The sequence below is a fragment of the Spirochaeta lutea genome, assembly GCF_000758165.1.
Classification (GTDB): Bacteria; Spirochaetota; Spirochaetia; order DSM-27196; family Salinispiraceae; genus Spirochaeta_D; species Spirochaeta_D lutea.
In genome coordinates this window covers 121,613-143,104 of record NZ_JNUP01000072.1, presented here as the reverse complement: position 1 = coordinate 143,104, position 21,492 = coordinate 121,613, and the positions used below count along the sequence as shown (strand labels likewise).

Annotated in this window: 20 protein-coding genes; 17 read left to right on the top strand and 3 right to left on the bottom strand. The window is 57.2% G+C overall.

Annotated features, from left to right (window positions below):
• Window positions 1-164 precede the first annotated feature (164 nt).
• Both DC28_RS14310 and DC28_RS14305 read right to left on the bottom strand, forming a co-directional pair.
• Window positions 165-1,352 carry a tetratricopeptide repeat protein gene (locus tag DC28_RS14310; RefSeq protein WP_037550191.1) on the bottom strand — a complete coding sequence of 396 codons (1,188 nt, stop codon included), beginning with the start codon at window positions 1,350-1,352 and terminating at the stop codon, window positions 165-167.
• Window positions 1,353-1,668: 316 nt separating this feature from the next.
• Window positions 1,669-2,559, bottom strand: a complete 891-nt coding sequence (locus DC28_RS14305; protein ID WP_052078945.1) for a peptide ABC transporter ATPase — start codon at window positions 2,557-2,559, stop codon at window positions 1,669-1,671.
• A gap of 67 nt (window positions 2,560-2,626) precedes the next feature.
• On the opposite strand from DC28_RS14305, the gene DC28_RS14300 reads away from it, so the two are divergent.
• The 8 genes from DC28_RS14300 (at window position 2,627) to DC28_RS14265 (ending at window position 11,009) form a co-directional block, all read left to right on the top strand.
• A complete protein-coding gene (locus tag DC28_RS14300) occupies window positions 2,627-3,106 on the top strand; it encodes a divergent PAP2 family protein (RefSeq protein WP_037550186.1) in 480 nt (159 codons plus the stop codon).
• A 12-nt stretch (window positions 3,107-3,118) separates the two neighbouring features.
• Complete coding sequence (locus tag DC28_RS14295; RefSeq protein ID WP_037550183.1) at window positions 3,119-4,660, top strand: hypothetical protein; 1,542 nt, start codon at window positions 3,119-3,121, stop codon at window positions 4,658-4,660.
• Window positions 4,661-6,007, top strand: coding sequence for a 4Fe-4S dicluster domain-containing protein (locus DC28_RS14290; RefSeq protein WP_037550180.1), 1,347 nt, complete (start codon window positions 4,661-4,663; stop codon window positions 6,005-6,007).
• A 2-nt stretch (window positions 6,008-6,009) separates the two neighbouring features.
• Complete coding sequence (locus DC28_RS14285; RefSeq protein WP_037550178.1) at window positions 6,010-7,125, top strand: RnfABCDGE type electron transport complex subunit D; 1,116 nt, start codon at window positions 6,010-6,012, stop codon at window positions 7,123-7,125.
• On the top strand, window positions 7,122-7,673 hold the full coding sequence (locus DC28_RS14280) for a hypothetical protein (protein WP_037550176.1): 552 nt from the start codon (window positions 7,122-7,124) through the stop codon (window positions 7,671-7,673). The genes DC28_RS14285 and DC28_RS14280 overlap by 4 nt, the downstream gene beginning before the upstream one ends.
• Window positions 7,673-8,296: a hypothetical protein gene (locus DC28_RS14275; protein ID WP_037550174.1), complete on the top strand. Its 624-nt coding sequence runs from the start codon at window positions 7,673-7,675 to the stop codon at window positions 8,294-8,296. The genes DC28_RS14280 and DC28_RS14275 overlap by 1 nt, the downstream gene beginning before the upstream one ends.
• Window positions 8,293-8,862: a hypothetical protein gene (locus DC28_RS14270; protein WP_037550172.1), complete on the top strand. Its 570-nt coding sequence runs from the start codon at window positions 8,293-8,295 to the stop codon at window positions 8,860-8,862. The genes DC28_RS14275 and DC28_RS14270 overlap by 4 nt, the downstream gene beginning before the upstream one ends.
• 92 nt (window positions 8,863-8,954) lie before the next feature.
• Window positions 8,955-11,009, top strand: coding sequence for an alpha-amylase/4-alpha-glucanotransferase domain-containing protein (locus tag DC28_RS14265; protein ID WP_081942239.1), 2,055 nt, complete (start codon window positions 8,955-8,957; stop codon window positions 11,007-11,009).
• A gap of 34 nt (window positions 11,010-11,043) precedes the next feature.
• Here the strand turns inward: DC28_RS14265 and DC28_RS14260 are convergent, their stop codons facing one another.
• Entirely contained in the window at window positions 11,044-12,414 is a 1,371-nt protein-coding gene (locus DC28_RS14260) for a fibronectin type III domain-containing protein (RefSeq protein ID WP_156104707.1), read from the bottom strand.
• 37 nt (window positions 12,415-12,451) lie between these two features.
• Here DC28_RS14260 and DC28_RS16615 point away from each other — a divergent pair, with 37 nt between their 5' ends.
• The 9 genes from DC28_RS16615 (at window position 12,452) to DC28_RS14220 (ending at window position 21,487) form a co-directional block, all read left to right on the top strand.
• Window positions 12,452-12,616, top strand: coding sequence for a hypothetical protein (locus tag DC28_RS16615; RefSeq protein WP_193382283.1), 165 nt, complete (start codon window positions 12,452-12,454; stop codon window positions 12,614-12,616).
• A protein-coding gene (gene prfB / locus DC28_RS14255) for a peptide chain release factor 2 (protein WP_408020238.1) occupies window positions 12,545-13,673 on the top strand; the annotation gives its coding sequence in 2 pieces (ribosomal slippage) (window positions 12,545-12,613 and window positions 12,615-13,673; 1,128 coding nt in all). Before DC28_RS16615 ends, prfB begins: the two co-directional genes overlap by 72 nt.
• Before the next feature lie 130 nt (window positions 13,674-13,803).
• Window positions 13,804-14,202, top strand: coding sequence for a response regulator (locus DC28_RS14250; RefSeq protein ID WP_037550163.1), 399 nt, complete (start codon window positions 13,804-13,806; stop codon window positions 14,200-14,202).
• A 53-nt stretch (window positions 14,203-14,255) separates the two neighbouring features.
• Entirely contained in the window at window positions 14,256-15,941 is a 1,686-nt protein-coding gene (locus DC28_RS14245; RefSeq protein ID WP_162180251.1) for a PEGA domain-containing protein, read from the top strand.
• A gap of 69 nt (window positions 15,942-16,010) precedes the next feature.
• Window positions 16,011-16,967, top strand: coding sequence for a signal recognition particle-docking protein FtsY (ftsY, locus tag DC28_RS14240; protein WP_081942237.1), 957 nt, complete (start codon window positions 16,011-16,013; stop codon window positions 16,965-16,967).
• 6 nt (window positions 16,968-16,973) lie between these two features.
• A complete protein-coding gene (locus DC28_RS14235) occupies window positions 16,974-18,179 on the top strand; it encodes a hypothetical protein (RefSeq protein WP_037550157.1) in 1,206 nt (401 codons plus the stop codon).
• Window positions 18,179-19,450, top strand: coding sequence for an ABC transporter permease (locus DC28_RS14230; protein ID WP_037550154.1), 1,272 nt, complete (start codon window positions 18,179-18,181; stop codon window positions 19,448-19,450). Before DC28_RS14235 ends, DC28_RS14230 begins: the two co-directional genes overlap by 1 nt.
• Before the next feature lie 34 nt (window positions 19,451-19,484).
• A complete protein-coding gene (locus DC28_RS14225) occupies window positions 19,485-20,168 on the top strand; it encodes an ABC transporter ATP-binding protein (protein WP_037550152.1) in 684 nt (227 codons plus the stop codon).
• A complete protein-coding gene (locus DC28_RS14220; RefSeq protein WP_037550149.1) occupies window positions 20,165-21,487 on the top strand; it encodes an ABC transporter permease in 1,323 nt (440 codons plus the stop codon). Before DC28_RS14225 ends, DC28_RS14220 begins: the two co-directional genes overlap by 4 nt.
• Window positions 21,488-21,492: the final 5 nt, after the last annotated feature.

Below are 21,492 nucleotides of genomic sequence, written 5' to 3'. Positions count from 1 at the left end.
CCAAGTCCGGGGCTGGTTTAATGATCATTCTTTGCCGGGCTGACCCCGGGCTTTCACCGGTTGTTTCCGGATTCTACTCCGGGCAGGCGCCTGTGGGCTTGGTCGCAGCTGAGCCGCCCCAGGCCAGGGATGCGGGTGCCTCCCGGCGGTATTCCTCTACCGGTTTATCCCTCAATGCGGGCCAGGATTTCTCCTGCCTTGTCGGTGAAGCTGTCGGGGTCCAGGCGTACGGTGGTTTCCAGGTACTCCCGGGCCTCTTCGTACTCCGTTGCTGCGAAGGCATTGACCCCCAGGGCATAGTAGGTTAGAGCCGGGGTTGCGCCTTTTTCCAGGGCTTGTTGGTAATTCAGACCGGCAAGGCTGTGGTTCCCCCGATCATAGTTGATGAGTCCCAGGTAGTAGTAGGGAATATAACTGGTATCACGGCGGTTGATGGCCTGTTGGAAATAGTACTCCGCATCATCCAATGCTTTGCCTTCGTAGGCTGCGACACCACCCTCGATGAGTTCCCGGTAGGTCTTTTTCCCATCAAAGTAGGATAAAAAGCTTTCCAAAAGATCTTCTTCGGGTACCCAGCGGAAGGCTGCCTGTAATACCCGGGCGCTGTTTTCTGCGAGGCTTGCTTCGGGTGACAGGGCGGCGATGGAATCCCAGAGAATCCGGTTATGCGCCTTGATGTCGGTATTCACCAGGTAGTTTACCACTCCCCAGGCCTCGGGGTAGAAGACCTGGATCTGTTCCCGGGCCGCCTCGGTATCGATGGCCAGAATCTGTTCCGGGGTCAGGGCCTCACCGATACGTTCCCCGAACAGGATGGTCTTCAGGGTTTCAAGCCAGCTGAGGTTTTCCTTGGCAACGGCTGCACCGAACCCGGGTTCGTACTGCGCCTCTTCGAAGTACACGGCAAACCCTTCCCGGAGCCAGAGGGGAGGATTGGGTACGAAGGCTCGGATAAACTGAATAAAGGCCTGGTGGGTCATGGACTTCCCCAGCTCCTGGTTCGTACCTAAAAAGCCTACCAACTCGCTTCTGGACGGGTCGCTGTAATGTAGGTATACAAACTCATCCCTGGTCTCACCGATGAGGCGTTCCAGGTAGCGGTCAAACTGGGGCTGTTCCCGGAAGACCTGAACCCGCAAGGGGTTATCCAATTCATCCAAATCAAAGTGGAAGAAATCATTAAAGAGAACGGCCAGTGCCTCCAGTTGATCTGCAGTACTCTGGGCATGGTCCGCACTCACATTCGACCGCACGCGGTAATGCGTGCTTTCGTATACAAATGTATTATCCTGGGCTGCCGCTAACCCTCCCATCAGCAGACAGATTAACGAAAACAACAAAATCCGTTTCATTGGTTCCTTACCTCCATAGATAGTATCCTGGATAACCGTTGTACTGTCAAATTTAACCGATTCCCACTGGGGTAAAACTCCAGAACCGAAACGCAGCTGGACTCGGATCTCGACATCCCCGGCGTTCAACCAGGCGGGGTCATAGGGGGCCGGATAAAGATCGGTTTATGGTAAGGACGGGCTGGGAGGGTTAGGCAGGGTACCAGCCTGCGGTAAGGACGGGCCGGCAGGTCAGCGGATACCCGGTCCTCCTGCACCTCACCGCCGGTACCGAATCCTTCTGCACCCATGACCGAGGGTCTGGACAGGGGGCACCTCATTTATCAATGATCTTATTCACCGTAATGTTCAGCTCGTCCACAATGATTCCCGTGTATTGTTCAAGCTTCTCTATTATGTAGGTATGCAGATCGTGGATGGAGGCAGCCAGTTCACGGCCGAAGGGTACGTCCAGGTGGAGATTCATGGAGTAGCCGGTACCGTCCTGGCGGACCACCAGCTTGTGGATTTTAAAGCCCGGGCTATGTTCGGCCACACAGTGCATGATCATTTGGGAAAGGGCCGCTTCGGATATGTTGATTACACCCCGGTTGCTGAACTCCGGTCGGACAACGGTTTTTTCGTAGAGTTTGCTGCGTTTGAACATCCCGAATCCGCTGCGCAGCATGATCTTCAGGGAATCCGCCATAATTTTCGGGTAGTTTTTTTTCACCTCAATGGCCGGTACGGGGATTACGTGTTTTCCGTGATGTTTGCGGTAGTGGATGGCTGTATTTATCTCGTCGGCGGTGGCGATATCCTCAATTTGAATGATCTTTGTGGGTTTTGGCAGCTGGAGGATCTCGCAGATCTTTTGAATCATCCGGTCGCTGGTTCCAAGGAGCAGGACCCGCTTTATCTTGCTGGATTCCAGGGCTTTTTTGACCTGTGCCCGGTGGTTTGGATCGGTGAAGAGGGCGGTCTTTACCGCAGCCAGATAGGCCGCTTCTTTTTTTGCCGACTTTCCGGCAATGATCTTCTGGTCTTTGATGAGAAGGCCGTCGTCAATAAGGGCGTCAATCTTGAGCTTCTCTGCGAGGAGCCGGGCCCGGAAACTCTTTCCCGTGCCACTTTTTCCCACCAGGGCGTAGACCTTCAACCCCCGCATGTGCCAAACCAACCGAGTCCAATCGCGATTTACCGTCTCAAATAGCTGTCGTATACCCATGGCTGTGATTTACTCTCTTTCTGTTCCTTATTGACAAATACGCGGTAGCATACCATCCTTGGTGATCATGGTTGCTCGAACAGAGGCGAACGCCTTCAGTTTATTCGCAAGTCCAGTCTTCCTCGCTGCCTTCTTCAGCTGGTTCATCGCTCAGCTGCTCAAGACTATTATAGACATATTCCGCCGTAAGCGCACCAGGGGGGGGCTTCTGGTTGAGACCCTTCTGTGGAAAACCGGTGGCATGCCCTCCAGCCATTCCTCCCTTGTTACCGCCCTGGCTGTAGCCATCGGATTTCAGGAGGGGATTAACTCGTCCCTCTTCGGGTTGGCCCTGTTCTACGGCATACTCACCATTCGGGATGCTCTGGGGGTCCGCAGGGCTGCGGGTCTGCAGGCCCGAGCCCTAAATGCCCTGGGACAGCAGCTCCAGGAAGAGGGCCGGGCGGAGTTTGCTCCCGTCAAAGAGGTGCACGGTCATACTGCCCTGGAAGTCATAGTGGGAATGCTCCTGGGATTATTCATCGCTCTGGGCTTCAGTATACTCTAGGATGATGTACCGGTGAATCGCTGCTCCCTGAGGTCTTGCAGTCTCCTGCTTTTACTAACTCTTCTCATCCTACCGGTTTCCGGCATCCGAGCCCAGGAAGCCCCGGAGCTCCAGGGCTGGGAGATGTACCTGGCAGCTGATGCCGAACAGGAGCATGCCATAAACGGGGCCCTTTCCAAGGCAGGACTAGGGAATGTCTTGTCCTATTCCACCGCCCAGGTGTATTTCAATACCTTTACCCAGGTAGGTCTTCGGCCCCTTCGGGAGGTCGCTGTTCTCGGAACCGACGATCCCCGGTGGACACCCTATCTGAGCAAACTCCAAAACCTGTTTGTCCATCCCGCCTCCGGCGTCCGCCGGTTGTTTGTGCCTGAATCGGTCTGGCCCCAGGCCAATCGAATAATTAACCGGACCCTTCCCCGGGAGACCAGGGTTTCCCAGCCCTGGAACGGCTGGGCGCCGGTGATGCCGGGTACAAGCACCCCCGGAGGGGTGCCCATGGTACTGCTGATTCTGGGAGCTGCAGCCGGACTCTGGGGGTTTACCGGGATCGGTAGACCCGAGCCCCTGCTTCCCCTTATCCTGCTTCTGCCCCTATCCGTGGTGGTGGGTGCGTCCGGGCTCCTCAGTCTTGCTGCCGGGGCCTTTTGGCTGGGAGTCTGGATTTCGGGTATTGAACAGGGCTTCTCCCGCGGCAGGGCCTCCCGTTCCTGGTGGAGGAGCCGTCATCGCAGCCCCGGTGTGTTTCTTTTCGGTCTCATCACCCGGATGTCCAGGATGTCCCTGAGCAGCCGGGTGGTGCCCCTGTGGTTCCCCGGGCTTGCCGGGGTGTTGGCCGGGTTGGTTCTGGCTGCCCTGGGCGGGGCAGCCCAGGTCCTGGCGGTGGCAGCCTGGATACTGGTAACCCCCGGCTGCCTGGGGGCGGTGTATCTCCTGCGGTTTCGGATGTGGCAGCGCCGGGAGCACCGGCCCTTTGAGTACCTTCGCCTCGTGCCGGACCGAGGTTCCTGGGGACGGCTGCTTTCAGGAGGCGGAGTGGTGGTGCTTATGGTGTTGGGGGTGATTCTACTGTCCGCGCCTCGGGGGACGGATAGTTCGGCTGAGCCCGAGCTCTCAGGCGGTCAAATCACCCTAGACCAGGATGAAATGGTGGCCCATTACTTCTTTCAGCAGTGGTACCTCTACGGGGCGGATTACCGGGCTGTTACTCCGGGCTACACCCTTACGGTGCCGCGGTTCACCCTGACCGACGAGGGTTACGAGGAAAGGACCCAGGAAATTGACCGGTTTGATGATCAGTGGGTGGTAGCTGCCGAGGGGTTCATCCGTTCGAATCCCCTGATGCCGGGTAATCTGATCCTGCAAAACGGGGGAAGTCTCCGGGTTGTCCTGCCGGGAATGGAGAGGGTATACTCCACGGGAAATCTGTTCAGGATGTGGGGGCTGGTATGGATGACTCTGCTCTGGCTGCCCATGCTCTGGAGGATTGTCAGACGGTTAGCCGAACCTTCCTACAGGTATAGACACGGGTTAGCTGGTCAGGTGAGGGTATAAATGAGTGTGGTTTTAGGAATGGGCTGGCGCGGCCTTTCCGGTACAATATTGCCAGGAGAACATGAGGTGGCTCAGGATTGGGAAACGTCACTTCCCGATCAGGTTGTCGTTCCCCTGTATCAGCTTCATGCTGGACATGCCCGATGCCTGGTCTCCCCGGGAGACCAGGTGCGGGAGGGGGCCATTATCGGTTCGCCCCCGCCGGATGGGGTGGCAGTTCATGCCCCGGTGCCCGGGCGGGTATTGGCGATTACCGAGATCACTCTTCCAGGTAACATTCCCTCCCAGGGTGTGGTTATTAAAACCGGAGGTGAGTTTGATATCCTCGGCAGGGTTCCCGAGCCTGTGGACTGGCAGAGTCTTGAACCAGCAGAGCTGATCAACACCCTGGTTGAAATGGGCGTAGAGGATATACGGGATCAGGACCGGTCGTTCATAACCCGCCTCCGGCATATGAGCGGGTTCCAGGGCCAGGGTGCGGTGATTATCAACTTCAGCCCAAATGAACCGCTTTCCAAAACCCATGAGCAGCTGCTTAAAACGAAGCCCGCAGCCCTGGCCCAGGGATGCAGCATCTTGTCAAAACTCTTTCCCAGGGCGCGGATTCATGCTGCCGTACCCTCGGGGTTGGGGCGGGAACTGCGGTCCTTAAAGGCTGAGCTGAGGGCTCGGGGGCTCGCGGTAAAGATCCGCCGGGTCCGGGAGGATTATCCCCAGGCTGAACCCGTCCTCCTGACCCAGGCGATTCTGGGAAAAGAGTTTCATCGGTCGGTAAACCTTGAGCAACACGGGGTGTTCATTTTGGATGTTCCGGTACTGTTCGGTATTTATGAAGCGGTAGCACTACGAAAACCCATGATCGAGCGGTATGTGACCCTGGCGGGTGACGCCCTTTCAGCCAGCAGGGTAGTAAAAGCTCGGATCGGCACCAGGGTAGGTGATATTGTGGGTGACGCCGGAGGGGTGAAGGAAACTCCCGCCCGGGTGGTGTACGGTGGACCTCTCCGGGGAGTCGGTATGGAAAGCGCAGATACTCCCCTGACCAAGGGCTATGACTCCCTCATCCTATTGACTGAATCACGGCTTTTTCCCCGGCCGGGACAGGCGGAACCCCCGGGTGCCGAGGCTTGTTTTCAATGCGGGTTATGCGCCCTGCACTGCCCGATGCGTCTGAATCCTATGCGGCTGTATAAACTGCTGGACCACGGAAACCCCGAGCGCGCTTGGCGGGAGGGACTTCACGCCTGTACCGGCTGCGGTATCTGTTCCTATATTTGTCCCGCCGACATATCCCTGACCCAAAATCTCATCCGGGGCCGGGACAGTCTGGGTGAAAGGAAGGACTAACAGTGGGCGACATACGACAATCGTTTTTTACCAGCCCCCAAATCAACGGAACCCTGGCAAAGTCCGGACTTTTCCTGACCCGGCTCCTGGTGGCCGGTCTGCTCTCTACCTGGGGGCTTGTCCTGTTTGGATTGCAGGCCCTCTGGGTGCTGGGTGCAGCGGTCCTAGGGTACACGGGTAGCGAGGTGGTCCTAGCTCGGTTACGGAGGGGTTCACCTTCCCGGATAGCATGGATGGAGAGCCTTTCGGGCGGTTTGCTCCTGGGACTGCTCTTTTCCCCGGGGATTCATCCCCTGATTCCCTTGGCTGCCGGGGTGTTCGCCCAGGTTATTATACGCTGGGGCTTCGGCGGCAGCACCGGGATGTGGATGAGTCCCCAACTGGGCGGCCAGGCTATTGCCATGATCGCCTGGCCTCTGGCTTTTTCGCAATGGACCTTCCCGGGCGGAACCATCCTGGGAAGTTCCGGGGGAGTCGATGCCGTGACCGGCGGAACCACCCTTTCGTACCTGAGGCAGGTCGGACTCTCCGGAACGATTAGCCGAAGTCCTCTTCAGGCCATGACGGCCAGCGGTGAAACCCACGGGGTGGATGCCTCGGTGACCGAATGGCTGAACAGGGGATTACTGAATGATCTCGGTATAAACCTGCCTGAAGGGTACGCAGGAAGATTTTTAGGATTCCAGGGCGGAGCCATGGGTGAGATATCCATTCTATTGATACTGGTATGTTCCATACTTCTTATCAGCCGGAGGGCTGTATACGGCAGGGTGTCTGCCTGGTACCTTCTTACCTTCGGCCTTGGCATGTTCGTTTTTGGGGGATTGGAATCCACGGGACGGCTGTTCACCGGGGATGTCCTGTTTCATCTGATAAACGGGGGTGTGCTGTTCATTGGATTCATATTTCTACCGGATTTAACCAGTGCACCCCAGACAAGGTTGGGACAGGTAATCTACGCGGTAGTAGCCGCCGGCCTCACCCTGGTATTCCGGTTATTCGGGAGCCCGGGAGTAGGGGCGGGGTTTGCCGCGTTAGTGGCCATGATTCTGGTTCCGATGCTTGATATTTATGTGGTACCCCGGGTCTTCGGTGTACAAACCCGGAGGATGGTATGAGCGGTTCTACAGGTACCAAGGAAACGGGGAGCGGTGGTTCATCGTCTCCGCCGGGGGTACAGCGGGAGCAGATTTTTCTGGTACTCCGGATTATTTCGGCCGGGGGATTAGGAATCCTCCTGATTATCCTCGCCGGGGTAGTGCTCTTACCCTTGGCTCACCAGAGCAGCCAGGAGCTGGAGCAACAGAGTCTTATGTCCGTAACCGAGGGACAGGCAGTGCAAGAGCTGACCTCCAGCCTTCAGGGATTCGATGATTCCATACAACGGGTGTTCCGCCGAGCCGACGGACAGCTGATTGTCCTAAGCCGGATCCTCTTGAACCGGTACCCGGTCCAGGTATTCCTGGGGTTCACCCCCGAGGGCAGCTTGACTCGGGTTGAATTCCTCGGAGGGGTGGTTCCTCCCCAGATCGATCGGATCCTGGGGCCCCGGGGGCAGCTGCCGGAGCTGCTTCCTGCACTGGCGGAGCGGCCGGTTCAGGTGCTCTATCGGAGGATTGGTATTCTCCGGGATACTGTGGTGTCCCAACTCCGGGAGGTGCGGTAATGGTTTCAATTTCCTGGATAACGGTTCTTCTTCCCATCCTTCTCCTGGAGGTTGGCTTTGGGTACGCCCTCACCCTGAGCCTCGTCATGCTCCTTTCGGGTGTGTTCGGGCTCCTATTGAGTTACCTGTTTTACCGCTTATTTCCCCGACAGAGCGGAATGATCAGCGATTCCATTATTCTGAGTCTCGTCCATGTGCAATGGATGGCGGTGCTCGAGATTGTGAGTCCCGGAATCGTCGGGGGGCTGGGGATCGCCCTTCCCCTCAGCGCTCTGGTAGTGTTGATGCTGTTTCAGCCCCGGGACCGAGGCCCTGGGTGGCAGAACGGATTCATGTCCCGGATCGGGGTAGTGGTTCCTGCCCTGCTCAAGATCAGCGGACTGAGTTTGCTCTTTGGGTTCCTTCGGGAGGTATTGGCCCTGGGGACGATATCGTTTCCCGGGTTGGCTGAGGAGTCCCTGACCGTGATTCCTGAGGCTGTGAATCCCCGGCTCGGAGTCTTTCTAATTCCCGGGAGCATCTTCCTGCTATTGGGGGTCGGACTTGCTCTGCATCGACGGTTCACCACCAGACCAACACCTGCTGACAGCGAAGACCGAAGCGAAAATCAGGAGGAGAAATGAGTTACCTCGCATTATTGCTTTACTTCATCCTCATAGAAAACATCCTGCTCTCCTTCGGCCTGGGGGCGGATTTCGGATTGAGAACAAATTGGAGTCTGCGATCCCTCGCCATCCTGATGGGCTCTGTAACCGTAGTGCTCATAGCCTTCGGGTCCCTATCCTGGGTAATAACCAGTTTGATATTAACACCCCTGGGAATCGGGGGCATGTCCCTGATTGTGTTGCTGCCCGGCGTTACCGGGTTATATGCAGCCCAGACCCGCTGGATAGATGCCCTGCCCCGGATTCTGCGGTATCCCCGAAGTCTTGCCATGCTGGTTCTGGGGTTTTCTCTCCTCGTGCAATACCAGGAGCTAACCTACGGTGGTATGGTAATCGGCGCGGTTTCTACCGCCCTGGGGTTGGGGTTTGTGAATTTTATTCTCCATACGATCAAGGAGCGGATGCGCTTACAGAGACTGCCGTCTTCCATGGCAGGGCTGCCCGGAGAGCTGATCACCCTGGGGCTGCTCTCCCTGGTATTCTCTCTATTAGACTCTCTGGTTTTTGTGCCGCTATTTATGTAAATGATATTTTATGAAGCAATCCAGGGATCTCGAGATTTCTCTGAGGAAAAACCCTGGTTATATTTCTGTAATGAATATACAATCATTGTGATATGAGGAAATCGATTCAGCTACTCATGGGAACCGTAAACACAGTACCGCTTGGTAAGAGTGATTCGGAACTAGAAGAAATATACCAACGCTACTACCGCCCCTTCATCAAGGCTATCTACCGCTTTCCAAGGTTGAAGGCAACCCTGTACTATTCCGGGATCCTGCTAGGCTGGATCGAGAAGAATCATTCCGAGTTCCTAGATGTTCTCGGGGAGCTTGTAAAACGGCGCCAGGTTGAATTGCTGGGGGGTGGATACTACGAACCCATTTACTCCCTCATTCCGAAGACCGATACCATTGGGCAAATCGAGATGCTGACTACCTACATTCGGCGGCAGTTCGGCAGCCGTCCCCGGGGAGTATGGATCCCGGAACAGATTTGGGAACCCGACTATCCATCGGCCTTTCGTTCGGCAGGAATGGAGTTTAGTTTTCTGGGGGAGGAGCAGTTCATCGAAGCCGGAGTTGAGCACCGGGGGATCTATGCGCCTCTGTTAACCGAGTACCAAGGCAAGACCCTATTGGTGTTTCCCCTTCACACCGCTGTTACGAATCAGCTTTTTACTACCGGTGTGGATGAATTCATAGAAACTATGCTGGGATCCTTCCCCTCCTATCTTGATCAGCCCGGGGATCCGGTTATTACCCTGTTATGGGATGGCCAAGCAGGAGATTCCCTGGGGGATGAAGACCGCAGCCGTTGGCTGGAGCAGTTGTTTGAGGGAATCATTGAGGCGCAGAACCGGGGAGATGTATCCACCTGGCACCCCAGCAGGTTATCCCGGCTATCCGAGGCCCGGGGCAGGGTGTATTTTCCTCCCACGGCGTTTAAGACCCTTCTCCGGCGCTATAAGTCTGAGGGTGATTTAGCGGCCTATGAAAACCTCTCCATGCCCGGACTTGGCCGCACCGGTTTTTACTACAGCGGGATGTTCCGCCAGGCCCTGGCACGCTATCAGGAGGGGAATCTCCTCTACGGAAAGATGCAGTTCATTCATAGCCTGGTCAATCAGGTGCGGGGCGACCGATATAGAAAGCAGGCCGCCAAGGAAGAGCTTTGGAAGGGACAGAGCAATGTCCCGTTCTGGTTCGGTCCCAGCGGCGGCATCTACAATCCTTCCTACCGGAAACCCAGTTATGCGGCATTAATCTCAGCCGAGCTCCTGACCCGGGAGCAGGGGATCTTCGCCCCGTCCATCGTCACCAACGACTTAGATATGGACGGCCTGGAGGAATGTCTGTTTCAGGGAAATGACCTCAACGCCTATGTACATCTTCGGGGGGGCATTCTGTTCGAGTTGGATCATCTTCCCGTCCACTGGAACTACCTTGACACCCTCGCTCGCCATCCTGAACCGAACCATACCAGCCAGGATGAACAATTCGGGTACGATGTGTACCCGAAAAAATGTTTCGTAGATCATTTTATTTCCCCGAGCCAGGATTTTGAATCCTTCCGGAACGGCAGCTTCGAACCCAAGTCCCGTCTGATACATCAGATCTTCACCATCCAAGATCGGACCACGGATGTGGCAAAAACCCTCAAGCTTGAGCTTGTTACAGAGGGGCTGGTAGAGTCCTCTTCGGGAGATCAACGGGGGTTAGAAATGCGCAAGAGCTACAGCTTCGAAAAGGGTAAGCTCTCGGTGCAATACAGCCTCACCAACACCGGCACGGATACCTTATCGACGGTGTTCGCTCCGGAGCTCAATCTCGCCTTTGCCTCCCGGGATGTATCGGATCTTCGCATCTTCAGGATTGCAGCCGGTGGTCAGAAAGAAGAGGTCGGCCCGGATCCCATATCTCTGGAACATACCCAGAGCATGGTATTTGACGACCTGCATAACAAGAATTCCATCCGTGTAGAGCTTGATAAGGCAGCCCCGATTTGGAGCTTTCCCTCCTTAACCAGACACCGGGATAAACACGGAACCCATCTCTCCTACCAATCCTCCACCCTGGTTATTCGGACCGAGCTCAACCTACAGGCCGGTGAAACCTGGCAGGGTACCTATGCGCTGCGATTTTCCAGGGACAAACGGGACAAACGGTAGAGCCGACGGCGCGAGGCGCGTGCCACGGAGATGCTCAACTCTCGCTGAGGGTCATGAGAGCCGAGTCGATGAAGGCCGAACTTTCCAGATACAAATCATCACGTACCAACAGGAAATCAAGAATACTAACCTGGAGATTCCCCTGAAAATACCGGGCTTGGGCGCGGTAAAAAAGCGCCTTGGTTCGTTTATCCTGTTCCAGGGGAAGGGTTAACAGGTTGGTAAGCAGTGATTCCGCTTCCTGCCAATCCCGTTGTCTGAAATAGTGATCCAATACGGTTGCCAGTACCCGATCCAAGCCCTTGGACTGCTCGGGCTGTACCTGGAGGTCCTCGGGTAGGATGAGGGGTTCCAGGGGTCTGGTTGGGTTTGGTTTATAGGCCTGGAGCATACTGGTCATGGCGTCTCGGGTGGCAGGGCTGATCGCTAGGGGTTCAGCCAGGGGCATGAGGATGGCTGCGGGATCGGTAAAATCTCCTCCGGTTAAAAACGACTGGCGCGGATTGAGAATGGGCAGGCCCTGTTCCCGTACCGGATCGGCTGATGCAAGACTGAGGCCGGAGATTCTGGTTCCCAGGGGAATGGTCACCGGCTGGGTGATAATAGTTTCTCCGGGCACAAAGGCGATGGTTCCTTGTTGAAGGTCTTGGGTGTTAACCACGGCATAATAGTATGGAATCCCGGGAACTCCGTAGTCGAGGTAGCGTTCGTCCTGGGCCTGGACGGTATCCACCAAGAGCGCCGATTCGCTCATCACCTCCAGGGAGGTGATGGGGGAGGTGGATCGGTAGATTGCGAGCTGCCCGGTCTCCGGATGGGAGAACTCCAGGGTTATAGCGGGCATCTGATCTGAGGGAGCGGCTGCCAGGCTGGGTTTCGGCGGCGCCTCAGGCTCTGCCGGGGGTTCGGGTTGTTCCTCCGGGGTCTCCGGTTCTTGGACGATTTCCGGAACTGGGGCGCTTTCAGGCTCCGGAGCGGCGTAACTGGCTATGGTAATGGGGGTGATGCTCTTATTCCGAAAGGGGATGAACAGCTCGTAGGGCTGGCCCTGGGGCGATTCAGCCAGAACCGCATAGTAGTAGGTGCCGTTTTCCGGTGGGGTGTCAATGTAGGTCTGAACCCCCGGTTCAACGGTTTCTAAATATTCTGCTTGAGGGAAGGTGGAATCCTGAATTTCCTGGGTATGACGGTACACTCGATAGGTGGTGGTAACATCAGGAATATCCTGCCATGTCAGCCGAACCTGAGGATCCCGGATGCCCACCCGAAGTTTACTTACGAAGGGTGCGAAGACCCTGGTTTGGTCGTCTATGCTTCGGGTGCTGCCCGTTTCGGTCTGGGCACCGGCCTGCAGACCAACCAAGAGCACCATGGTAATTACTAATAGGAGAGGTTCCCGCTTCATCATACCCATAATAATCGGCATTTCTCGATTTTTCTACATGTCTTGTCGAGACAAGTTGAGGATTGTATACTACCAGGGCCGGCTCAGTTCAAAATCCGACGCCGAAATCATCACCTACGAGGAGACTACCATGCTTGAGGATCTTCAAGCCCCCATCGCTGAGCTAGACCAGCAGATTACCAGCACCTGGAGGGATCTTTGACCCCGCGGGGATACGGCATACCATTGCAGAGTTAGAATCAAAAACAGCAGATCCCGCATTCTGGGATTCCAGGGAACGGGCAGAAAAAATTCTCCAGGATATAAAGCGTCACCGCGACCGCATTGAACCCTGGGAAGCCCTGACCCGGGATATGGAAGACCTCCGAACCCTCTACGACCTGGCCGTTTCCGAAAATGACCGGGATCAGGAAGAAGAAATCCGGCAGCTCTATGACGAAGCCCGGATGGGCTATGAAAAGCTGCGGATCCTGGAGCTTCTTAACGGCCCCCAGGATGATAATCCAGTATTCCTGACCGTCCATGCGGGTGCAGGCGGAACCGAGGCAAACGATTGGGCAGCCATGCTGCTTCGGATGTACAGCCGGTGGGCAGAACAGCACGGCTATGGAATTCAGACCCTGGATTACCAGGAGGCCGAGGGCGGGGTTAAATCCGTCACCCTCCAGCTTACCGGGAACTACGCCTTCGGCTACCTCCGAGGCGAGACGGGGGTGCATAGACTGGTTCGTATCAGTCCCTTCGACTCCGGGGGACGCAGGCATACCTCCTTTGCATCGGTGTATGTCTCGCCCGTATTGGATGACGACATTGATGTGACTATCAAGCCGGAGGATATCCGGGTTGATACCTACCGGGCCGGAGGAGCCGGAGGACAGCATGTTAATAAAACCGATTCGGCGGTGCGGATAACCCATCTTGAGACGGGAATCGTGGTTCAATGTCAAAACGAACGTAGTCAGCATAAAAACCGCGATTTTGCCATGAAGATGCTCCGCAGCCGGCTGTACGAGTATTACGAGGAGCAGCGGGATAAAGAACGCCAGGAATCCGCCGCAGAGAAGAAGGATATTTCCTGGGGTAACCAAATCCGATCCTATGTGTTTCAACCCTATACCATGGTCAAGGATGCCCGTACCAAGACCGAAACCGGGAACATCCAAGCCGTAATGGACGGGGATCTTGATCCCTTTATCGAGGCATTTCTCAAGCAGGAATGGGCCCGTAAAACCGGCGGAAGCGTTCGATCGAACCAGTAGACCAAGCCCGGTGCCGGACCGGTCAACAATGAACCGGACGGGGAAAGATCTTCAGGGCTTCGCGGTACGGGATTGGGAAAGCGGTACCTAGGGGTCCCGGAAACCTCTCAGGAGAAAGGAACACGCTCAGATGGCAGAAGAGAAGCAACCAGGGGTGCTTATCATTGATGATCTCGGTTTTATGCGTGATTTAATGGCCAAGGCTGCTGAGTCAGGCGGGTTTGCCATAGCCGGAACCGCATCCAACGGTAGGGAAGGCGTGCGAAGTTACGTCATGCTTGAACCGGATTTGGTGCTTCTCGACATTACCATGCCTGTTATGGATGGAATTACCGCCCTGAAGAAAATCCTCGCCTACGATCCCGCCGCCAGGGTGGTCATGTGCTCAACCCTCTCCGAGGAATCCCTCATCATTCGGGCCCTTCAGATAGGAGCCAGGGATTACATCGTAAAACCATTCCGCCCCCAACGGGTCGTCAGTGCCCTGGAGCGGGCTCGAGGGAAAACCGGACCGGGATTGGGGCTATGAGGGTTCGGTATTTCCTATCAGCCCTGTGGGTTTTTGGTGTTATGGTGATTTCAATGCCCCTGGTATCAGCCGACCAGCCGGAAGCGACGGTCCCCGGGGGCTCGGATTCCCCCGGCCTAGCTGAAGCACCGGAAGCCGCACCGCCCCCTCAGGATGTATCCCAAGCCTCTGAGTCCTCCCTTCCACAGAGGTACTACCAGGGAGCCCATCCCGGTGATGAACCCCGGATGGAACAGGCTCGTGCAGCCCTGGAGAAAAGCCTGGCCCAGGAATGGGCAAAACACCCCCTCACCGCCAGCCTGCGTATTCTATCCCTGCCCCTCTTTCAACCCCCGCGGTACCCCGATGAGTGGATGACCCGCACCGCAACCCGGGCATACACCTCCCTGCGCGTTCCAGAGGTACTGCTCTCCGAGGTAGATCAGATCCCCCTGGTTTCGCCCGGGGCCCAGCCCGCCTGGCAGGAAGCTCTGGCAGACCGGCTTTGCGCATCCCTGAGGCGGAGCATTATTGGAAACCTTGACCGCCTGTATTCCCAAACTGAGCAGATCCGTCTCGGAACAGCCCCGGGGAACCAGGAGAACCTGGAAAAGCAGATCCGTGATGCCCTGGCCCAGCTGTGGGTTCTGAACCGGGAGGGGAGGACCATGGCCCGGGATCTGATGAAGGCCATCCCCCTGGTGCAGGGGGAAGCGGACCTGCTTCGGGAGATACCCGGCGACATTGCATCGATTTTGGAGAGCCAGGGATTCTCCCAGGATTCGACCATTCTATTGGATGCCCTTGCCCGATTGTCGGAGAAGCAGGGGGTGTGGTGGATACTGCTAGGAAGCCTTGAACCGTTTTTCAGAGGAAGCCCCTATTACTCCGCCCGGGTGGCCCTGTATAACGCCCTGGAGAACCGGATAGTCTATTACGACGAGATAGACGGATTATTGGATGAGATTCCCAGCCTGGCCAGGGAGCGGGCATACCTGCCGGCGCGGGTAATCAGCGGACTGCCCTGGGCAGGGATCTCCATCCAATCCATTCCCCGGGGGGGGCGTATCAAGATAAACGGCGAGGAGGTGGGTATCGGGTCCTACCAAACCCGGTTTTTACCCCCTGGAACCCACGAAATTGAGGTGTCCCGCCAGGAGTTTCGCCCCAGCCGACGGAGTATCACGGTTCAAGAAGATGGTTTTCCCCAGCTCCGGATCATCCTCCAACCCCGGCTCATTGCCGCCGCCAGGATCGACTCCCTGCCCGGTGAAGCCTGGATTTTGAACAACTCCCACCCCGCAGGAACCGCTCCGGGATACGTTGACCTGCCCTCTCTTCCCAGTGTGCTAACCCTGGGACACCAAGGCTATCACCCCCGGACCCTGGTGCTGACGAGGGATCAGGTAGAACCCCAGAAACCGGTAGATGTTCAGGTGAGCCTCCTGGATGACCGGATAGACTGGGAGGCCCAGGTGAAGTATAAGCGGGACCGTCTCTACGGTGCCCTGGGTTTCACCATTGTCGGGGTGGCGGTACCCCTGATCCTGAACGGCTTCTACGACGAGGCGGCCAGGACCCTCCAGTCCCGGCCAGACACGGGGGCCGCTGATCCCCTTACGACCTCCCTTCGGAACCGGGCAAACAGCCTCTACACCGCAAGAAATTTGGGAATCGGCCTTGCAGGGGCATCAATTGTTAATGCAATCGTGCATATTATAGACTATGGAAATGCCGCCAGGCTGGCTCAGACCCGGTAACCCATCCGGGTTGTGAAGGGCCGGTACTCGATACCGGTACAAGATGTTGGTACGATATAAGGAGAACGAATGTTTGGTTTTGGTAAAAAGGAACGGACCCAGAAGGCTCAGAATGCCGAGGAATCTCCAAACCCCAGGGCCCGCACCTCCCAGCGCAGCAGGGGCTCGCTATTCGCGAAGCTCTTTTCCCTCGGCCCGGACACCGAGCAGTTTTACGAAGACCTGGAAGATATGCTGATCGAGGCCGACCTCGGTCCCCGGTTTGCCGCTGAGTTGGTGGATGAACTCTCCGGGCTTGCAAAAAAACAGCGATTGAAAAACGAAGACGACCTGCGTAGCGCCTTGGTTGAACTGCTCCGGGGCAGTGTGAAAACCGATGGTCTCTCACCCGAGTCCGGCAGCTTGAACTGTTTTTTGGTGCTGGGGGTTAACGGGGTCGGAAAAACCACCTCCATTGCCAAATTGGCCCATTTTTACAAGAGCCGGGGCTACGATAAGGGCATTGTATTGGCAGCCGGAGATACCTTCCGGGCGGCTGCGGTGGAACAGCTGCAAACCCATGGGGAACGCCTGGGCGTACGGTGCGTACGCCAGAACACCGGATCCGACTCCGGGGCGGTCATCTTCGACGGCTTGAACAGCGCTGCCTCCCGGGGTGAGGAGCTGGTGATCGCCGACACCGCAGGACGTCTGCACAATAAGGCCCACCTGGTTAAGGAGCTTCAGAAGGTGGATAAGATCGTCCGCTCCAAGGTTGAGGCCGGGAACTATAAAAAAATCCTTGTAATTGATGCTACCACCGGGCAAAACGGTCTGCAACAGGCTCAGGTGTTCCACGAAGCCCTGGGAATCGACGGAATCATCCTCAGCAAGTACGATTCCACCGCCAAGGGTGGTCTGGCGGTCAGCATTTCCCGGCAGCTGGGTATTCCCTTCTTGTTTCTTGGGACCGGGGAGCGCTATGACGATTTTCACGTGTTTAATCCGGATCAGTTCATCCAGGATCTTGTCGAGAGAATCGGATAGCCCTGTATGAAATCCCGCCCCGGTCCAACCCAGGCATTAGGCTGTATCCTCCTCATCCTATCCGCCGCCCCGGCGCTCCGGGCCCAAACCGAGCCGCCGGAAATCCCCCGGGACCAGGTCCAACTCCTGGATCTCCTGGAGGGACAGCGGAACGCGACCCTGGTGGGATTGTACGGCAGTCAGGGTGATTTCATCGTCTCAGGGACAGTCGAATCACCCCGACAGACCCAACGATTCCCTATCTCCAATCTGCTTACCTGGCGGCCCCGGGACCTGGGCAGCCCGCTTTCGGGCAGCGGGGACTCAGCCCCCCAGCAGGTTGCGCTTTTTTCCCTCCCCCTGGCAGCCCTTGCCGCTGACGCCGCCGCCTCACTCCCGGATGCCCGGGGAATGGAAGCGGGGGGGCGCTATGAGGATGGGGAGCTGCGGGAGCTTCGTATCGAAATCACCGGGCCCCTGGGGGTGTTGGCCCAGTATTTTTTTGACCCCGGGGGTGTCCAAACCTCCCGGCGCATCTTCGGGTACCGGGCCGACGGACGACTGGTTTCTATGGGAGAGTACCGCCGGGAGAACGGCGGCAGCAGCTCAGAGCTCAGGTACCGCTGGCAGGGGGATAGATTGAGCCAGATTGCCGAAGCGTCAGGGGGTGATCTTACCCTGCGCAACTACGATGCTGAGGGCAGGCAGACGGGGCAGCTGTATTACCGCGGTGGTATCCTGGTCTGGCAGGAGACCTGGAGCTATCCCGTACCCGGAAACGACCAGGGATATGAGGTGGAACGGATCTACACCGCCAAGGATGCACCGGTGGACCGGCGGGTGTCCCAGTATTCTGCCCAGGGAGCCCTGGTTTCCCAGGAAGAGTACCGCGGAACCGCGGTTGTTCGGAGGGAGCAGATCCAATACCGGGAAGAAAGCCAGGATATACTGTCCCGCATCATTACCCAGAAGGGGTTTGTCCAGCGTACCGACTATCTATACGCCGGAGATGAGCTCCGGGGAGAAGAGATCCGGGAGAACGGGGAGCTTGTCATGAGGGTGAGCTATCCGGATGGGGAGACATCGGTGCGGATTGAAGAGATTTTCCGCGGATCGGCCCTGGTACTGCGGATCTACTATCGGGACGGGCGCCGATACATGGAGGAGGATATCTCCCAGGGCAGGGTTGTACGGACCCGGAGATACGAGATTTCCTCCGGGGAGCAAAACTGATGGCTGAAAGTTGGGTGCTGTTTATAGCCCGAAGATTTTTACGGACAAGACGCCGGGAGGGGAGCATCAGTACGAGCCTGCTCTCCATCATCGGCATCGCGGTGGGTGTGATGGCCCTGATCGTCGTGCTGGGGGTGATGAACGGGTTTCAGGTTGGGACCATCCAGGATATTCTGGAACTGAGCAGCTTCCATGTTCAAATACGCCGGGCAGGGGGCAGGGCTCAGGTACTGCCCGAATCGGTCCAGGCGGCCTTGGACGAGGATCCCCTGGTTCGTCATTGGTTTCCCTTCACGGACATTCAGGCCCTGGTGCAGGGGAACTTCTCAGACCTCCAGGGAATGCAGATCCGGGGAATTGATCCCCGGGATTTCTGGCAGGACGAGGTGCTCCAGGATATGATTACCCTCCGTCCCGGGTTCCCGGATTTTTCCCGCCCCGGAACCATCGTTCTCGGCAACGAACTGGCCCGCTTCCTGGGGGTGAAAACCGGAGATTCCATCTCGGTGGTCAGCATCAGCGCCGCCGATCTTGATCTGAGAAACCCCCAGGAGGTAACCCTGGAGGTAGCGGGGACCCTGGAAAGCGGGTACTACCAGTATGACCGCAACATAGCCTTGGTGAGTCTGCAAACCATGCGGGATTACCTGGGCTGGGACAGTGCTCTTTCCGTGGGCATAAAACTGCGGGACCGTTATCAGGACCGGGTCTTTATAAACCGGTCTGAGGGGCTTGTTTCCCTGCTCGCGAAACCAGGGGGCACCCCGGAACAAACCCAGATCCTCAGCTGGCGCCAGATGAACAGGGCAATTTTCGGGGCCCTCCGGGTGGAGAAGGGAATAATGTTCCTGTTGGTCAGCCTGATATTTTTAGTGGTCGGGGTCAATATATTCCAGGGCCTCCGACGTATCATCCATGAACGCAGCCTGGATATCGGAATGTTCAAGGCCATGGGAGCCCGGCCCAGGCAGATCCGACGGATCTTTGTTCTGGAGGGGGCGGCCATTGGTGTGCTGGGCAGTTCCGCTGGGACGGCATTGGGGTTGCTCCTGGGCTACCATATCAATACCATCGTCTCGGGTATTTCCGCCCTCTTCGGCGGAGGAATTTCTCCCCAGATGTTCTTTGTCACCCGGATTCCCGTCCACATCATCCCCCAGGAGGTTGTATGGGTAGCCCTCTTCGGGCTATGGTCGGCGGTGTTCGCAGGTCTGGCAGCCTCCCGGTCGGTGCTGCAAATAAATCCCCTGGAAGCCCTGGGGCGGGAATAACGGGAGTAGCGGGAATAGGAATGAAGGAATAACCATGGAGTCCAGTACGATCGACCTAATTCAGGTTCAAAAGGAATACCGCAACGGCTCGGAGACCCTGGAGGTAATCCGGGAGGTCAGTCTGAGTATTAGCCCGGGCATCGTGGTGATCACCGGGGAGAGCGGCTCGGGTAAAAGTACCCTGCTGAATCTCTTGGGTGGCATGGACCGCCCGAGCCGGGGACGGGTCATGGTGGCCGGCGTGGAGGTTTCACGGTTGTCTGAAACCGAGCTGGGCCCCTTCCGAACCTCCACCGTGGGATTCATCTTCCAGTTTCACCATTTACTGCGTGATTTTACTGCCCTGGAAAACGTTATGCTGCCCTGTTACATGGCAAGGGGTGATAAACGGGGCGCCCTCGACCGGGCCCGGGAGCTGCTTGAACGGGTCGGGGTCGCCCACCGGATGAACGCCTTTCCCGGCCAAATGTCCGGAGGTGAACGCCAACGGACCGCGGTAGCCCGGGCGCTGGTAAACAACCCCCAGGTTGTCCTCGCCGATGAGCCCACGGGAAATCTCGATGAGTACCATTCCCGGGAGGTTGAGGAACTGCTGTTTTCCCTTGCCAGGGATCTGGGTAAGACCCTGGTGTTGGTAACCCACAACCCAAAACTCGCCGGATTCGGCGATCTGCACCTGGAGTTGAGTAAGGGTGTCATCCGCCAGGAGGTGCCATGAGGGCCCGGCTCGGCAGGTTGTTCGCCTTCTCGTTTACCGCCCTGCGAATCACCCTGGGAAGCGGGGCCAGGAGGAAGGGCAGCCTCACCCGGCTCCGGGGCGGGGTTATCGGGGTAGGGCTGAGTATTGTACCCCTGATTGTGGTCCTGCACGTTTCAGATGGGATGATTCAGGGCATCACCGCCCGGTACATTGAGGTGGGATCCGGGCATATCCAGCTCCAGTCGCGATTCGCCGTGGAACCCCAGGAACTCTCCGCTACCCTGGATTCTCTTGCCGGGATTCCGGGGGTGGTTCGTGCCCAGCCCGAGCGTAGGGGGCTTGGTCTTCTCCGGGGGGATCTGGGCAATAGCGGTGTCCAGATCCGGGGAGTTGAACCCGAGTGGTACCGGGATGACCCCGGGGTCCGCCAGTACTTGAGTCTCGAAGAGGGGGAGTTCCGTCTCGGCGAGGATGACCTGCTCATAGGTACCGCCCTGGCCCGGGAACTCGGCGTGGGGGTTGGAGACGAGGTCCGGCTTCTGACGGTCCGGCGGGGAGCTACGGGGGCGTTGTTGCCCCGGGTCAGCCGGTTCGTGGTCCGGGGGCTGGTTTCCAGCGGATATCGGGAGCTGGACAGACTTTGGGTATTCATCCAACGCCAGCGGGGGTTAGAAATCCTCCATGAGAGCAGTAGCAGCGATCAAATCACCCTGAAAATTGATGATCCCTTTACCCTCCCTAATCCCCTGTTGAGCCGGAATAGCCAGGCCGGGCAGAGTGTGTTGGAGGAGATTGCCCGGGTACTGTCCCCCCAATGGCGGATGGTCACCTGGTACGATGCCGAGAGGGCGCAGATTATGAACTTCATCGCAACCAAAAACATGCTCCTGGTGATCATGGTGGTCATTCTTCTGGTTGCGGCAGTTAATGTCAGTTCCACCATGATCAACCTGGTGGAAGAACGGAGGAAGGAGCTGATTACCCTCAAATCCCTGGGAGCCTCCCCGGCCTGGGTTATGGGGGTGGTGCTCCTCGGCGGCGGGGTTTCGGGTGGTCTGGGCATCATTCTGGGCGGAACGGCGGGAATGTTGTGCTCCCTCTGGATCAACGAAATTCTCCGGGGAATTGAATGGGTTATCAATACCGCCCTGTTCTGGCAGGAGAGCATTCAGATTATCAACCCCGAGTTCTACCTCGAACGTATTCCGGTAACGCCCTTGGTGGGGGATACCCTTCTGCTGCTGGCTGCGGCCCTGGGAGTTTCGGTCCTGGCCTCGCTGTTTCCTGCCCTGCGGGCTGCCCGGCTCCGCCCTGCCGAGGTCTTTCAAAAACCCTAGGAGAA